Source organism: Brevundimonas sp. SPF441, from assembly GCF_009661015.1.
Lineage (GTDB): Bacteria > Pseudomonadota > Alphaproteobacteria > Caulobacterales > Caulobacteraceae > Brevundimonas > Brevundimonas vesicularis.
In genome coordinates, this window is the sequence record NZ_WJWX01000002.1 from 39,934 (window position 1) to 53,567 (window position 13,634).

A 13,634-nucleotide genomic window follows, 5' to 3' on the forward strand; every position below is an offset into this window, starting at 1 on the left:
AGGCGGTTGCGGTCGCAATGATGCGGCATATGTCGAGGTCTCCCCAAGAGGAGATCTCCGCATGACCACCCTTTCCAAACGCAAGCTCGGCTCCAGCGGCCTGGACATCGCCCCCCTGGTGTTCGGCGGCAACGTCTTCGGCTGGACGGCGGACGAGGCGACCTCATTCGCCCTGCTGGACGCCTTCGTCGAGGCCGGTTTCGACGCCGTCGACACAGCCGACGCCTATTCGCGCTGGGTTCCGGGCCATTCCGGCGGCGAAAGCGAGACGATCATCGGCAAGTGGCTGAAGGCGCGCGGCCGGCGCGACCACGTCAAGATCCTGACCAAGGTCGGATCGGATATGGGGCAGGGCCACAACGACCTGTCACCGGCCTGGATAGAGACGGCGGTCGAGGCGTCGCTGCGCCGGCTCCAGACCGACTATATCGACCTGTATCAGACCCACTGGCCCGATCCGAAGACACCGCAGGACGAGACGCTGCGCGCGCTGGACAAGCTGGTGCAGGCCGGCAAGGTGCGCGCCATCGGCACGTCCAACCATTCGGCCGAGCAGGTGTCCGAAGCTCTGGACATCTCGCAGCGCGAGGGTCTGGCCGCCTATGCGACGATCCAGCCGCACTACAACCTCTACAGCCGCGACACCTTCGAGGGCGGGTTGCAGGACCTGGCCGTCAAGAAGGGGCTGGGCGTCATCACCTATTTCAGCCTGGAGAGCGGCTTCCTGACCGGCAAATACAAGACCGTCGATCAGATCGCCGGGACCAAGCGTGAGGGAATGCTGACGGACAAGTTCGACGAGCGCGGCGTGCGTATCCTGGCGGTTCTGGACGCCGTGGCCCAGAAGAATGAGGCCACCTCCGCCCAAGTCGCCCTGGCCTGGCTGCTGGCCCAGCCGGGCGTGACGGCCCCGATTGTCAGCGCCACCTCGACCGACCAACTGGCCGACACGCTGAAGGCGGCGACACTGACGCTATCGGACGAGGATCTGGCAGAACTGACGGAGGCCTCGGCCTACTGATCGCGCAGGATCGGGGTCACCAGACCCCGATCTTCTCCGCCTCGGCGTGGCTGATGGGGTTGTGGGCCTTGGCGTGGTCCTCTTCGGCAAGGAAGCGGCTGACTTCCAGGGCGGCCATGCAGCCCATGCCGGCGGCGGTGACGGCCTGGCGGTAGACGTCGTCGGTCACGTCGCCGGCGGCCCAGACGCCTTCGATCTCGGTCGAGGCCGTGCCGGGCTTAACCCGCAGATAGCCGCCGGCGTTGGTCTCCAGCTGGCCCTTGAACAGTTCCGACGACGGGGCGTGGCCGATGGCGATGAAGACGCCGTCGGCATGGATTTCCCGGGTCGAGCCGTCCTGGACGTTCTTGAGCCGAACGTCGGTCACGTTCTTGGCCATTCCGTCCACGACGCCGACGATCTCCTCGATCGCCGAGTTCCAGATCACCTCCACCTTGGGGTGGGCGAACAGTCGGTCTTGCAGGATCTTCTCGGCGCGGAACTCGTCGCGGCGGTGAACGACCGTGACCTTGGAGGCGAAGTTGGTCAGGAACAGCGCCTCTTCGACGGCGGTGTTGCCGCCGCCGACGACCACGACTTCCTTGCCGCGATAGAAGAAGCCGTCGCAGGTGGCGCAGGCCGAGACGCCGAAGCCCTGATAGGCAGCCTCGCTCTCAAGCCCCAGCCATTTGGCCTGGGCGCCGGTGGAGATGATGACGGTCTCGGCCAGCATCTCTTCGCCGCTGTCCAGCTTCAGGCGGAACGGGCGTTGCGACAGGTCGGCGGAGACCACGATGTCGTGGATGACCTCGGTCCCGACATGCAGGGCCTGGGCCTGCATCTGCTCCATCAGCCAGGGGCCCTGGATGGTGTCGGCGAAGCCGGGATAGTTCTCGACGTCGGTGGTGATTGTCAGCTGGCCGCCAGGCTGGATGCCGGCGATGACGACGGGGTTCAGCGAGGCGCGGGCGGCGTAGATGGCGGCGGTCCAGCCGGCGGGACCGGAACCGATGATGGCGACGCGAACGGTACGAGCTTGGGTCATGGCCCCTATTTAGGCGGTGATTCCCGTTTGCGCGATGCTAGTCTCGCCTGACACGCAGGGGAGTATGGGGATGACGAGCAAGAACGCGGCCTTCCTGCCGATCGGGATCGGCATGGGCCTGTCGATCGGCGTAGCGCTGGGCGTGGCGCTGGACAACGTCGGCCTGGGCCTCGCCCTGGGCACGGCCATCGGATCGGGCTTTGGCGTGGCCTTGATGGGGGCCGCGAACGCCAAGGCCCGGAAGGGCGGCGGGTCGGATGGCGGCGCGGTCATGCCGTCATCGGATACGTCGCAGCACAGCGGCCCAGACTGCAGCGGGGACAGCGGTTGTGACGGCGGGGGCGGTGGCGGCGACTAGAAAAGGCCACTCCAGATTTTTTGAGTGCACTTTAGTGCAGATTTTTGCGAACCGTTCTTGGGAATCCTCCTGATGACGGTCGTCACCATGAGGCATGACGGCGTCAGAAACGGACGTGGGTCTCGCTATCGCGTCCGCATCGCTTCCAGGACGGCGCGCGCGGCGCGGGCGGTTTCGGCCAGCGGGTCGTAGGTCCAGCCTTCCAGAGTGCCGTCGAACGGGCGGGTTGCGCCGCGCGATTGCAGGTCGTCGTGCAGGCGAGCAAACTTGTCGCCGGCTTTCAGCGAGATCATCGGCAGGACGTGGACCGGCTTGCCTGTGGAGGCGGCCTCGGCGGCCATATTGGCGCTGTCCTCGGTGACCAGGATGTGGTCGGCGAAATGCAGGAAGCCGAACAGGGGATTGTCGCCTGTCCCGTCCCAGATCCAGCCCGGCAGGTCCGACAGGCGAGCGGTCATGGCGGCTTTCGCCGCGTCGGGCGTTCGGCGTGAGAAGGTCAGCATCAGCGCCCCGCCCGATGCTCGCACGGCGTCCGCGATCTGGTCGGCCAGATCAGCCGCATGGGCCTCGGTCAGGTCGAAAGCCTTGGACTTGCCGCCGATCAGCACGGCGATGCGCGGATGGGGCAGGGGGGCGATCCGGTCGGCGAAGGGGGGCGCGGCCTCGGCGATCCGCTGCGGCGTGATGCGATGGGGCGAGCCGGTGATTTCGAAGACATTGTCGCCCGACAGACCGTCATGGGCGGGCGCGACGATCAGGTCGTAGCGATCGTCGGCCCAGCGTGGATCCTGGGTCTGGACGACGAAGGTCTTGCCGCCGCTCCAGGCCTTGACGCGGGTCGACAGCGGCAGGGTCGCACGACCCGTGGCGATCCACAGATCGGGCCAGGGGGCGGTCAACGGCGCGGACGCCAGCATGGCAGGAATCTTTAACGCCGACGGCAGGCGGTCGAAGATCGGCCGCCAGCGAGTATGTTTGATCGTAACCTCGGCCGGGGTCAGGCGCTGGACGGCCTCGGCGAGACCCAGCGCCTGATTCTCGATGCCGGCGCGGCCGTCGGAGACGACCCAGATGGAAAGGGGCTGCGCGGACGCTGCCCCAGCCACCGCTATTACTTCCACTCGACCTTGAGGATCTCGTAGGCCTTCACGCCGCCGGGGGTGTTGACCTCCACGACGTCGCCGACCTCCTTGGAAATCATGGCGCGCGCGATCGGCGAGGCGATCGAGATCTTGCCCTTCTTCACATCGGCTTCGTGTTCGCCGACGATCTGATAGGTGGCCTCTTCCTCGGTGTCCTCGTCCACCACGGTGACCGTGGCGCCGAACTTGACCTGACTGCCGGACAGTTTGGACACGTCGATGACCTGGGCGCGGCTGATCTTGTCCTCGATCTCGGCGATCTGGCCTTCGATCCAGCCCTGACGCTCCTTGGCGGCGTGGTATTCGGCGTTTTCGGACAGGTCGCCGTGCTCACGCGCCTCGGAAATGGCGGCGATCACGCTCGGCCTTTCGACCGACTTCAATTGCTTCAGTTGATCGTCGAGGGCACGGTAGCCCTCGCCCGTCATCGGCACTTTTTCCATTTGTGTCGTGATTTTTCTGGTTCGCCCGGAGACTGGAAAGACGCGAGATAAGCACACAAAAGGCCGCGGGGCGGGCGCGGCCGGGCATCAAGACTAGGGTTTCTCGCTCAGGAATTCAAGAGCGCGATGCCCGCGCCGGTTGACCGCTCAAGCGCGGGCCGGCGGTTCGGGCTTGTGGTCGCGGCGCAGGACGCCCTTTATGAGGCTGTAGGCTAGCCAACCGACGGCGGCGAGGCCAGCGAGCATGAAGACGCCGGAAATCAGGGCGGCTCCTGCCGCCATGAAGGCGAGGACGAAGGCGACGGCCGCAGCCAGTCCGGCGACGATCTGAATGGTTTGAAGGCGCATGAGACCTTAACGCCCTCGACCACGGCGGGTTGCGCCGCCGCGATCACGATCCGATCACGCGTAGCTGTAGGGACCGCCGCGCTCGAGCGCGCGTTGATAGGCAGGCCGCGCATGGATGCGGTTCAAGAAGGCCTTTAGACGAGGTTTGGTCTCGGCATTGAACGCGCGGTCGGCGCCGGCCTCGACTGGAAAGCTCATCATGATGTCGGCGGCGGTGAACTGATCGCCCGCGAACCATTCAGAGCGGCCCAGTTCGTCCTCCCAGAACCCGACATGGGTGCGCAGCTGTGGATCGACGAAACTGGTGATCGCCTTGTTGGCGACGCCATTGACGATCGGCTTCAGCAGGGCCGGCGCACGGCGTGGGAGCATGCTGAAGACCAGCTTCAGCAGCAAAGGGGGCATGGCCGACCCCTCGGCATAGTGCAGCCAATAGGTGAATCGACGGCCGTTCTCGGTTCCCGCCGCCGGACGCAGGCGACCTTGGCCGTAGGTATCGAGCAGATATTCGACGATGGCCCCGGTCTCTGCGACCTTGACCGCGCCGTCCTCGATGACCGGCGACTTGCCCAGCGGGTGGATCGCCAGCAGTTCGGGGGGCGCCAGCCGGTTTCCGGGGTTTCGTTCGTAGCGGACCACCTCATAGTCTAGGCCCAACTCTTCGAGCAGCCACAGGACGCGTTGCGAGCGGCTGTCGTTCAGATGGTGGACTTTGATCATGGGTCGGCTCCGGGCGGCGAGGCGTGACTATTCGCAACGCCGCCCCAGAAGTCGAGCGGCGATTGCGGCCTCAACGCGGGCGGCGACCGCTCCAGCGTCCGCGAGGTTGCGGCGCGACCTTGGGCTTGGCGCCTTCGCGGCGGTTGCGCCAGACCTCATAGGCCAGGGTCGCCAGGGCCAGTTTGCCGGCGTGACGACCGGCGACGCGACGGCCGCCCTTGGAGAGCAGCAGGCTGCCGATCAGCGGGACGAGTTTGTTCAGACGGGACATGATTGAGTTCCTTTCGTCGTCCCAACGCGCCGTGCGCGATCAGGGTTCGCCCTGCGACGACATGAACTGTCAGCGACCGGCAGAAGGTTTGGCGCGCGCGACGCGCCGAGCGGTGCTAGCGCTAGAGCATGAGCCAATCCCGCATCGCCGCCTTCTTCACCTCCTTGAGCTTTTTCGTCATCGCGGCCCTGGTCGCCGGTGTCGTCGTCGGCGCCCTGGCGCAAGGGTCGCAGGCCGCCTGGCTGACCGGCGCCTTGGGCGTGGTCGAGAGCCTGGGCCAGGTGTGGCTGAACGCATTGCGCATGACCGTCATACCCCTGGTGTTCAGCCTGCTGGTGACCGGCATCGTCTCCATCGCCGATGCGGCGGCGACGGGCCGGATCGCGGTGCGGTCGCTGGTGGTGTTCGCGGTGCTGCTGGTCGGGGCGACGATCTATGCGATCCTTGCGGGCCTGGGCCTGCTGGCGGTCTGGCCGATCGATCCGGAGGCGGCGCGTGGCCTGCTGGCGGGCGTCAGCGCCGAATCGCTGGCGACCGTGGGCGAGGCGGCGCGCACCGACGGCCTGCGCGCCTTCCTGGCCAGTCTGGCGCCGGCCAATGTCATCAAGGCGGCGTCCGACGACGGGGTGCTGGCGGTGGTGGTCTTCGCCGTCGCCTTCGGCTTCGCCGCGACACGGATCAAGGCCGAGCTGCGGCGACCTCTGGCCGGCTTCTTCGAGGCGGTGGCCGAGACCATGGTGGTCATCGTCCACTGGGTGCTGCTGGCCGCGCCGTTCGGGGTGTTCGCCCTGGCGCTGGGCGTGGGTTTGCGCGCGGGCCTGGGGGTGGCGGGGACGCTGGCCCACTATGTCGCCATCGTCTGCCTCAGCCAGATCGGCCTGATCCTGATCATCTATGTCGTGGCGATCGTGTGGGGTCGGATTTCGTTGGCCCGTTTCGCGCGCGCCGTGGCCCCGGCCCAGGTCGTCGCCGTCTCGACCCAGTCGTCGCTGGCCAGCCTGCCGGTGATGATCGAGCGCGCGCGCGACTGGCTGGGCGTGCCCCAGACCTCCGCCGGCCTCGTTCTGCCGCTGGCGGTGGCGGTGTTCCGCATCACCAGCCCGGTCGCGAACCTGGCGGTCTGCCTCTACGTGGCGCAGTTGCACGGGGTGGAGTTGGGGCTCGGCGTGCTGATCGCCGGCGGTCTGACGGCCATCGCCGTGTCCATCGCCTCGGTCGGTTTGCCGGGCCAGGTCAGCTTCTTCGCCGCCATCGGCCCCATCTGCCTGGCCATGGGCCTGCCGCTGGGGGTGCTGCCGCTGCTGCTGGCGGTCGAGGTCATCCCCGACATCTTCCGCACCGTCGGCAACGTCACCGCCGACCTGGCCGCGACCCGGATCGTGGCGGGCGAAGATGGGGCGGGCGAGGACGGTCGCGCTACAGAATGACCCAAGCGGCGCCGCCCGCCAGCAGGATCAGGTGAAGCAGGACGACCAGGCCGAACTGCGTCCTGAACGGCTCCTTGCGCGTCTTGTGGCGCAGGATGTGCTGACCCATCCAGGCGCCCAGCCCGCCGATCAGGCCGAACAGCAAGAGCGTGGATTCTGGAGTCCGCCACAGGCCGGCCTTGGCGCGCTGCTTGTCCCTAACGAAAGCGATAAACCCCAAGACTTCGCCGCACAGGATGGCGATCAGGGCGAGGTCGAGACTGGACATCGGCGTGGCTCCGGCGTTCGGCCGCTACAGCCTTGCGGCGTGCGGCCGAAAACCGGAGATTTCGTCAACGTCAGGCGTAGTCCTGGATCGCCCGCACATCCAGGTCGCCAGCCTTGATCGCGCCGATGGCCTGGGCCGCCGCCAGGGCGCCGGCTGTGGTAGTGTAGTAGGGCATCTTCATCATCAGGGCGGTGCGGCGCAGTGAGAAGCTGTCCTGCAGCGACTGCTTGCCCGATGTGGTGTTGAAGACCAGTTGGACCTCGCCGTTTTTCATCGCGTCCACAATGTGCGGGCGGCCTTCCAGCACCTTCTTGACCAGCTTCACCTCCAGCCCCTGTCCGACCAGATAGGCGTGGGTGCCGCCGGTGGCCATCAGGCTGAAGCCTTCGGCCAGCAGCGTCCGGGCGGCGTCGACGATGAAGGGCTTGTCCTCATCCTTGACCGAGATGAAGGCGCAGCCCGAGGTCGGAAGGGTGGTGCCGCCGCCGATCTGGGACTTGGCGAAGGCGCGGGCGAAGGCGGGGGCCATGTCGGCCTCTCCCGGCCGCTTGAAGTCCAGCCCCATGACCTCGCCGGTCGAGCGCATTTCCGGGCCCAGGACGGTGTCCACCCCGGCGAAACGGGCGAACGGGAAGACCGCTTCCTTGACGGCGATATGGTCGTAGGGCTTGTCCGTCAGCCCGAACGACTTCAGCGGCACGCCGGCCATGACCTTGGCGGCGATGGAGGCGATAGGCTGGCCGATGGTCTTGGCCACGAAGGGTGCCGTGCGGCTGGCGCGCGGATTGACCTCCAGCACGAAGATGCGCGGGTTTTCGCTGTGCGGCTCCTCGATGGCGAACTGCACGTTCATCAGGCCGCGCACCTTCAAGGCCTTGGCCATTTCGGTGGTCTGACGCTTCAGCTCGTCGACGATCTCGGGCCGCAGCGAGAAGGGCGGCATGGAGCAGGCGCTGTCGCCCGAGTGGACGCCGGCTTCCTCGATATGTTCCAGGACGCCAGCGACGAAGACCGTCTCGTCGTCGCAAAGGGCGTCCACGTCCACCTCGGTGGCGCGGTTCAGATAGTGGTCGATCAGGACCGGATCGTCGCCCGAGACGCGCATGGCCTCGTGGACGTAGCGGTCCAGTTGCTCGCGGTCGTGGACGATCATCATGCCGCGACCGCCCAGGACGTAGGAGGGGCGCAGGACGACGGGATAGCCGACCTCTTCGGCCTTCTGGGCGGCTTCCTCGGCCGAACGGGCCAGGCCGTTGGGCGGCTGGCGCAGGCCGATGCCCTCCAGCATCTGCTGGAAGCGTTCGCGGTCCTCGGCCAGGTCGATGGAATCGACCGACGTGCCCAGAACGGGGATATTGTCCTCCTGCAGGGCGTGGGCCAGCTTCAGCGGGGTCTGGCCGCCGAACTGGACGACGCAGCCGATCAGCTCGCCGTTCGAGCGCTCGACCTCGATCAGCTCCAGCACGTCCTCGGCCGTCAGCGGCTCGAAATACAGGCGGTCGGAGGTGTCGTAGTCGGTCGAGACGGTCTCGGGGTTACAGTTGACCATGATGCTCTCGACGCCGATCTGGTCGAAGGCGAAGGCCGCGTGGCAGCAGCAGTAGTCGAACTCGATGCCCTGGCCGATCCGGTTCGGACCGCCGCCCAGGATGATGGCCTTCTTCTTGTCCGTCGGTTCGCTTTCGCACTCGGGGATCTGGCCCAGAGCGCCGGTCTCATAGGTCGAGTACATATAGGCGGTGGCGCTGGCGAACTCGGCGGCGCAGGTGTCGATGCGCTTGAACACCGGGCGCACGTTCAGGCCGCGACGGGCGGTCCGGACGGATTTCTCGCTCTGGCCGGTCAGTTGCGCCAGACGGGCGTCGGAGAAGCCCTTGGACTTCAGGCGGCGGAACTCGGTCGGGTCGGTCGGCAGGCCCTTGACCCGCACATGGCCTTCCTCGCGCACGATGTCGGCGATCTGGCGCAGGAACCAGGGTTCGTAGGAACAGGCGGCGTTGACCTCCTCGACCGTCAGGCCGTGGCGGAAGGCCTGGGCGATGACGCGGATGCGGTCGGGGGTCGGAACGCCCAAGGCGCGGACGACGGCGCCGCGGGCCGTGGCGTCGTCTTCGGCGCCGGCCACCCCTTCGATCTCGATCTCGTCGAAGCCCGACAGGCCGGTTTCAAGCCCGCGAAGGGCCTTCTGCATCGATTCCTGGAAGGTGCGGCCGATGGCCATGACTTCCCCGACCGACTTCATCGAGGTGCCCAGCAGGGGCTCCGAACCCGGATATTTCTCGAAGGCGAAGCGCGGGATCTTGGTGACGACATAGTCGATCGACGGCTCGAAGCTGGCCGGCGTGACCTGGGTGATGTCGTTGGTTAGTTCGTCCAGGGTGTAGCCGACCGCCAGACGCGCCGCGACCTTGGCGATGGGGAAGCCGGTGGCCTTGGACGCCAGTGCGGACGAGCGCGACACGCGCGGGTTCATCTCGATCACGACCATGCGGCCGTCGGCAGGGTTGATCGCCCACTGCACGTTCGAGCCTCCCGTCTCGACGCCGATCTCGCGCAGCACATTGATCGAGCCCGTCCGCATCCGCTGATATTCCTTGTCGGTCAGCGTCAGGGCAGGGGCGACGGTAATGGAGTCGCCGGTGTGGACCCCCATCGGATCCACGTTCTCGATCGAGCAGATGATGATGCAGTTGTCCGCCGTGTCGCGGACGACCTCCATCTCATATTCCTTCCAGCCCAGAACGGACTCTTCGATCAGGACCTCGGTCGTCGGCGACAGGTCCAGGCCGCGCAGGACGATCTCCTCGAACTCCTCGCGGTTGAAGGCGATGCCGCCGCCTGTGCCGGCCAGGGTGAAGGAGGGGCGGATCACGGCGGGCAGGCCGACGAACTCCAGCCCCTCCAGCGCTTCTTCCATCGAATGGGCGGCCTTGGAGCGGGGCGATTCCAGACCCAGCTTGTCCATGGCGTCGCGGAACTTCTGGCGGTCCTCGGCCTTGTCGATCACCTCGGCCTTGGCGCCGATCATCTCGACGCCGTGCTTGGCCAGCGCGCCGGATTCATGCAGGGCCAGGGCGGTGTTCAGCGCGGTCTGGCCGCCCATGGTCGGCAGCAGGGCGTCGGGCTTTTCCTTGACGATGATCTTCTCGACCATCTCGGGCGTGATCGGCTCGATATAGGTGGCGTCGGCCACCTCCGGGTCGGTCATGATGGTGGCGGGGTTCGAGTTGACCAGGATGACCCGATACCCTTCCGCCTTCAGCGCCTTGCAGGCCTGAACCCCGGAATAGTCGAACTCGCACGCTTGGCCGATGACGATCGGGCCGGCGCCGATGATGAGGATGGACTTGATGTCTGTGCGCTTGGGCATCGCCAGCTCTTCTTCTTATTGAACGCTAGTGGGTCACGACCGCGCATTCCCAGCCGTCATACTCCAGCTGGAAGGCCGCGGCCCAGGTCTGCATCATGGCCGAGGTCGCCGCGAAAGACGCCTCGTCCACCGCCATGGTCGTTTCGAGCACCGTCATGTCGTCGGCGCCGCGTGTCAGAAAGCCGGCGCGCCGGGCGACCTCGTTCAGGTCGCCGTGGTCGCCCTCGCCATAGAAGTAGAACAACGTATGGCGCGGCGTCACGCCGCTGTCGCCCTGTTCGGCCAGCGCCGCGCGCACCATGGCGTCGCGTTCGTCATGACGGATGTCCGAGGCGTCCAAGGGAGTGCGTCGTCCTTCGTTCTCTACGCGCGCGAGAGGCCCCCGCAGAGCTTGGCCCTGCGACGCTCACGTCTGCTTGTCGGTTAAGCGGCCCGTTTAGAGAGGGAGGGGCGAGGGGGCAAGACCTTAAGCGTCTGCGATCGCCGCGATCCAGTCGGGGAGTTCGTCGATGCGGGCGAGGGAGACGTAGCGGGGCTCGTCCACCGGGGCGTCGGCCAATTCGTGGGCCCAGGTAACGTGGTGGGGGATGTGGACGCCGAAGGCGCCGGCGGCGATGGCGGGCAGGACGTCGGACTTCATGGAGTTGCCGGCCATGACGGCCTCGGCGGGGCCGGTGCCGTGGCGGTTGAAGACCCGCTCGTAGGTGGCGCGATCCTTTTCTGAGACGATCTCGACGGCGCTGAACAGGTCGCCCAGGCCTGAGGCGGCCAGTTTGCGCTCCTGATCCAGCAGGTCGCCCTTGGTGATCAGGACAAGTCGGTATTTTTCGGATAGTTCGGCGACGACCGCGTCCACGCCGGGCAGGGTCTCGACCGGGTGGGCCAGCATCTCGCGACCGGCGGCCAGGATCTCGCGCACGACATGGGGCGGAGCCTCGCCGTTCGTCAGCTCCATCGCCGTCTCGATCATCGACAGGGTGAAGCCCTTGATGCCGTAGCCATAGAGCCGCAGATTGCGTTGCTCGGTTTCGGCCAGACGCGCCTCGATGGTCGCCTCGTCGCCGTGGTCGGCCAGAAGATCGACGAACCGCGCATGGGTCAGGCGGAAGATCGTCTCGTTGTGCCAGAGGGTATCGTCGGCATCGAGGCCGACCGTGGTGATGCTCATGCCGCGCCCCTATCATGGGACGAACGCGGAAGGGAGACGGGATGAACGGATCGGCGGTGGTGATCGGGGCGACGGGCGGCATCGGCCGGGCGATGGTCGAGCGGATCGTGGCGGACGGCGCGTTCGAGACGGTGTGGGCCGTGTCGCGGTCCGGCGCGGATGTGGCGGGCGCGCAGTGTCTGGCCGCCGATCTGGAGGATGAAGTCAGTCTGGCGTCCGCCGCCGAACGGATCGGCCAGGGGCCGGCCCCAACCCTGATCGTCATGGCGACCGGGGTGCTGCACGACGGGCTTCAGCCGGAACGGTCGTTTCGTCAGTTGGATGCGGAACACCTGTTGCGGGACTACCGCGTCAACGCAGTGGGGCCTGCGCTGGCGGCGAAACATCTGCTGCCGCTGATGCCGCGCGATCGACGCGCGGTGTTCGCGGCCCTGTCGGCGCGGGTGGGGTCGATTGCCGATAACCGACTGGGCGGTTGGCACGCCTATCGCGCATCCAAGGCGGCGCTGAACATGATCCTGCGCAATCTGTCGGTCGAGATGGCGCGCAGCCATCCGCAGGCGGTGATCGCCGGTCTGCATCCGGGCACGGTGGCGACGGACCTGAGCGCCCCGTTCCAGAAGGGGGTGGCGGAGGGCAAGTTATTCACAGCCGACTATTCCGCAGAGCGGCTGCTGTCCGTGCTGTCGAACCTGACCCCGGCCGACAGCGGCGGCGTCTTCGCCTGGGACGGGGCGCGGGTGCCGGAATAGCGCGCAGTCGTGACTTGAGCGAAGCGGGCGACTGACGTCAGATGGCGCTCATGCGTCTGAGCGTTTCCGCCCGGCTTTTCAGCCTTCTGTTGCTCGGCCTGCCGCTGAGCGTTCCGGCCGTGGCCCAACCGGTCGATTCGCCGGTTGTTGATCCGGTCGTTGCCACAGCGCCCTCGCGTGACCGCTCGCGGTTGAACCAGCGGGTGTTCGATCGGGTGTGGAGCGAAGTGCGGCGGGGCTATTACGATCCGACCCTGCACGGCGTGGATTGGAACGCCGCGCGGGCGACGTTCCGGCCCCAGGCCCTGGCGGCGCGCGATGAGCGCGGGCTGTACCGCGTCATCAATGCGATGCTGGATCTGCTGGACGACGGTCATGCGGCGGCCAGTCCGCCGGCGGCGGTGCGGCGTCAGGAGGCGCAGTTCGCCCGGCGCGCCGTGATGGGCCTGACCCTGATGCGGGGCGAGACGCCGGACGACTGGACCGTCGAGCGTGTCCGGCCCGGCTCACCGGCCGAGGCGGCGGGGGTGCAGATGGGCTGGGCCCTGAATTCGGTCGACGGGAAGCCCTGGGGACCGGATGTCGAGACCTATGACGGGGTTCCGGTGCAACTGGTCCTGACCGACGATGCGGGGCAGAGGCGCGAGATTGCCCTGACGCCGCGGGTGATGGAGGCCATCGAACCATTCACCGCCGACAAGTCGCGGCCGGGGGTGCTGGTGCTGCGGGTCGAGCAATTCGACAAAGGCCTGGGCGCCTGGATGGGCAGCGAGTTGGAAGGCCTGCCGCCGGATGTGGACGTGGTGTTGGACCTGCGTGGCAATCCCGGTGGGCGGCTGATGGAGGCGGAATCGGTCCTGACCTGTTTCCTGCCGCGCGATCAGGTCTGGGCGACGCGGACGGGACGCAGCGGTCGGCCGGTGGTGCTGAGGGCGGCTGGCGACTGCGGCGATCGGCGCGATCCCCTGGCCAATGATGTGGCGGTTCTGGTGGATCAAGGCAGCCGCAGCGCCGCCGAACTGACGCCGGCCGCCTTGCAGGAGGCGCGGCGTGGCATCGTGGTGGGCGAGAAGACCGGCGGATCGGTGCTGATCGCTCAGGAGACCAATCTGCCGGACGGCGGGCGGCTGACGCTCAGCCGAGCGGACTTCGTGACTTCGGGGGGGATTCGGCTGGAGAAGCGGGGGGTCACGCCCGACATCGCCGCGCCTCGCACCGTGGCCCAACGCCGCGCGGGCGACGATCCGACACTGGAGACGGCGATCGCCGCCCTTCAGGCCGAGGATCGCGCCAGGGCCGACACCCCCGCCAGCGGCCTCTAG

Annotated in this window: 15 protein-coding genes; 5 read left to right on the forward strand and 10 right to left on the reverse strand. The window is 67.2% G+C overall.

Annotation, left to right across the window (positions count from 1 at the left end):
- Nucleotides 1-61 precede the first annotated feature (61 nt).
- Entirely contained in the window at nt 62-1,021 is a 960-nt protein-coding gene (locus GGC30_RS01805) for an aldo/keto reductase (protein WP_153922401.1), read from the forward strand.
- Nucleotides 1,022-1,037: 16 nt separating this feature from the next.
- Here the strand turns inward: GGC30_RS01805 and trxB are convergent, their stop codons facing one another.
- Nucleotides 1,038-2,045, reverse strand: coding sequence for a thioredoxin-disulfide reductase (gene trxB, locus GGC30_RS01810; protein ID WP_153922403.1), 1,008 nt, complete (start codon nt 2,043-2,045; stop codon nt 1,038-1,040).
- 70 nt (nt 2,046-2,115) lie between these two features.
- Between trxB and GGC30_RS01815 the strand changes: the two genes are divergently transcribed.
- Nucleotides 2,116-2,403 carry a hypothetical protein gene (locus GGC30_RS01815; protein ID WP_228763544.1) on the forward strand — a complete coding sequence of 96 codons (288 nt, stop codon included), beginning with the start codon at nt 2,116-2,118 and terminating at the stop codon, nt 2,401-2,403.
- 125 nt (nt 2,404-2,528) lie between these two features.
- On the opposite strand, the gene GGC30_RS01820 is transcribed toward GGC30_RS01815, so the two are convergent.
- From GGC30_RS01820 to GGC30_RS01840, 5 genes are all read right to left on the reverse strand, one after another.
- The gene (locus GGC30_RS01820; RefSeq protein ID WP_370451831.1) at nt 2,529-3,509 is read right to left on the reverse strand and encodes a mitochondrial fission ELM1 family protein; all 981 of its coding nucleotides are present in this window, start codon (nt 3,507-3,509) and stop codon (nt 2,529-2,531) included.
- A gap of 5 nt (nt 3,510-3,514) precedes the next feature.
- Complete coding sequence (greA, locus tag GGC30_RS01825) at nt 3,515-3,988, reverse strand: transcription elongation factor GreA (RefSeq protein ID WP_055752933.1); 474 nt, start codon at nt 3,986-3,988, stop codon at nt 3,515-3,517.
- A 147-nt stretch (nt 3,989-4,135) separates the two neighbouring features.
- Entirely contained in the window at nt 4,136-4,336 is a 201-nt protein-coding gene (locus GGC30_RS01830) for a hypothetical protein (RefSeq protein WP_055752934.1), read from the reverse strand.
- 54 nt (nt 4,337-4,390) lie between these two features.
- A complete protein-coding gene (locus GGC30_RS01835; RefSeq protein ID WP_153922407.1) occupies nt 4,391-5,056 on the reverse strand; it encodes a glutathione S-transferase family protein in 666 nt (221 codons plus the stop codon).
- A 70-nt stretch (nt 5,057-5,126) separates the two neighbouring features.
- Nucleotides 5,127-5,327 (reverse strand): hypothetical protein, encoded by a 201-nt coding sequence (locus GGC30_RS01840; RefSeq protein ID WP_055752936.1) that lies wholly within the window; start codon nt 5,325-5,327, stop codon nt 5,127-5,129.
- 128 nt (nt 5,328-5,455) lie between these two features.
- Between GGC30_RS01840 and GGC30_RS01845 the strand changes: the two genes are divergently transcribed.
- Nucleotides 5,456-6,754 (forward strand): dicarboxylate/amino acid:cation symporter, encoded by a 1,299-nt coding sequence (locus GGC30_RS01845; protein ID WP_153922409.1) that lies wholly within the window; start codon nt 5,456-5,458, stop codon nt 6,752-6,754.
- Here GGC30_RS01845 and GGC30_RS01850 read toward each other — a convergent pair.
- From GGC30_RS01850 to GGC30_RS01865, 4 genes are all read right to left on the reverse strand, one after another.
- Nucleotides 6,744-7,022, reverse strand: a complete 279-nt coding sequence (locus GGC30_RS01850) for a DUF1294 domain-containing protein (RefSeq protein ID WP_153922411.1) — start codon at nt 7,020-7,022, stop codon at nt 6,744-6,746. The two genes, GGC30_RS01845 and GGC30_RS01850, sit on opposite strands and share 11 nt — an antisense overlap.
- Before the next feature lie 70 nt (nt 7,023-7,092).
- Complete coding sequence (gene carB, locus GGC30_RS01855; RefSeq protein WP_153922413.1) at nt 7,093-10,392, reverse strand: carbamoyl-phosphate synthase large subunit; 3,300 nt, start codon at nt 10,390-10,392, stop codon at nt 7,093-7,095.
- A 25-nt stretch (nt 10,393-10,417) separates the two neighbouring features.
- Nucleotides 10,418-10,732 (reverse strand): ribonuclease E inhibitor RraB, encoded by a 315-nt coding sequence (locus GGC30_RS01860; protein ID WP_038293704.1) that lies wholly within the window; start codon nt 10,730-10,732, stop codon nt 10,418-10,420.
- A 126-nt stretch (nt 10,733-10,858) separates the two neighbouring features.
- Nucleotides 10,859-11,560: an HAD family hydrolase gene (locus GGC30_RS01865; RefSeq protein ID WP_153922415.1), complete on the reverse strand. Its 702-nt coding sequence runs from the start codon at nt 11,558-11,560 to the stop codon at nt 10,859-10,861.
- Between the two features lie 41 nt (nt 11,561-11,601).
- Here GGC30_RS01865 and GGC30_RS01870 point away from each other — a divergent pair, with 41 nt between their 5' ends.
- Both GGC30_RS01870 and GGC30_RS01875 read left to right on the forward strand, forming a co-directional pair.
- Nucleotides 11,602-12,312 carry an SDR family NAD(P)-dependent oxidoreductase gene (locus tag GGC30_RS01870; RefSeq protein WP_153922417.1) on the forward strand — a complete coding sequence of 237 codons (711 nt, stop codon included), beginning with the start codon at nt 11,602-11,604 and terminating at the stop codon, nt 12,310-12,312.
- Nucleotides 12,313-12,362: 50 nt separating this feature from the next.
- Entirely contained in the window at nt 12,363-13,634 is a 1,272-nt protein-coding gene (locus GGC30_RS01875; protein WP_228763545.1) for a S41 family peptidase, read from the forward strand.

Bases quoted from the DNA above. Each gene is read 5' to 3' on its own strand.
- GGC30_RS01805 (WP_153922401.1), top strand. From the start codon at position 62: ATGACCACCCTTTCCAAACGCAAGCTCGGCTCCAGCGGCCTGGACATC.
- GGC30_RS01815 (WP_228763544.1), top strand. From the start codon at position 2,116: ATGACGAGCAAGAACGCGGCCTTCCTGCCGATCGGGATCGGCATGGGC.
- carB (WP_153922413.1), bottom strand. From the start codon at position 10,392: ATGCCCAAGCGCACAGACATCAAGTCCATCCTCATCATCGGCGCCGGC.
- greA (WP_055752933.1), bottom strand. From the start codon at position 3,988: ATGGAAAAAGTGCCGATGACGGGCGAGGGCTACCGTGCCCTCGACGAT.
- GGC30_RS01850 (WP_153922411.1), bottom strand. From the start codon at position 7,022: ATGTCCAGTCTCGACCTCGCCCTGATCGCCATCCTGTGCGGCGAAGTC.
- GGC30_RS01875 (WP_228763545.1), top strand. From the start codon at position 12,363: ATGCGTCTGAGCGTTTCCGCCCGGCTTTTCAGCCTTCTGTTGCTCGGC.
- GGC30_RS01845 (WP_153922409.1), top strand. From the start codon at position 5,456: ATGAGCCAATCCCGCATCGCCGCCTTCTTCACCTCCTTGAGCTTTTTC.
- trxB (WP_153922403.1), bottom strand. From the start codon at position 2,045: ATGACCCAAGCTCGTACCGTTCGCGTCGCCATCATCGGTTCCGGTCCC.
- GGC30_RS01865 (WP_153922415.1), bottom strand. From the start codon at position 11,560: ATGAGCATCACCACGGTCGGCCTCGATGCCGACGATACCCTCTGGCAC.
- GGC30_RS01830 (WP_055752934.1), bottom strand. From the start codon at position 4,336: ATGCGCCTTCAAACCATTCAGATCGTCGCCGGACTGGCTGCGGCCGTC.
- GGC30_RS01840 (WP_055752936.1), bottom strand. From the start codon at position 5,327: ATGTCCCGTCTGAACAAACTCGTCCCGCTGATCGGCAGCCTGCTGCTC.
- GGC30_RS01835 (WP_153922407.1), bottom strand. From the start codon at position 5,056: ATGATCAAAGTCCACCATCTGAACGACAGCCGCTCGCAACGCGTCCTG.
- GGC30_RS01870 (WP_153922417.1), top strand. From the start codon at position 11,602: ATGAACGGATCGGCGGTGGTGATCGGGGCGACGGGCGGCATCGGCCGG.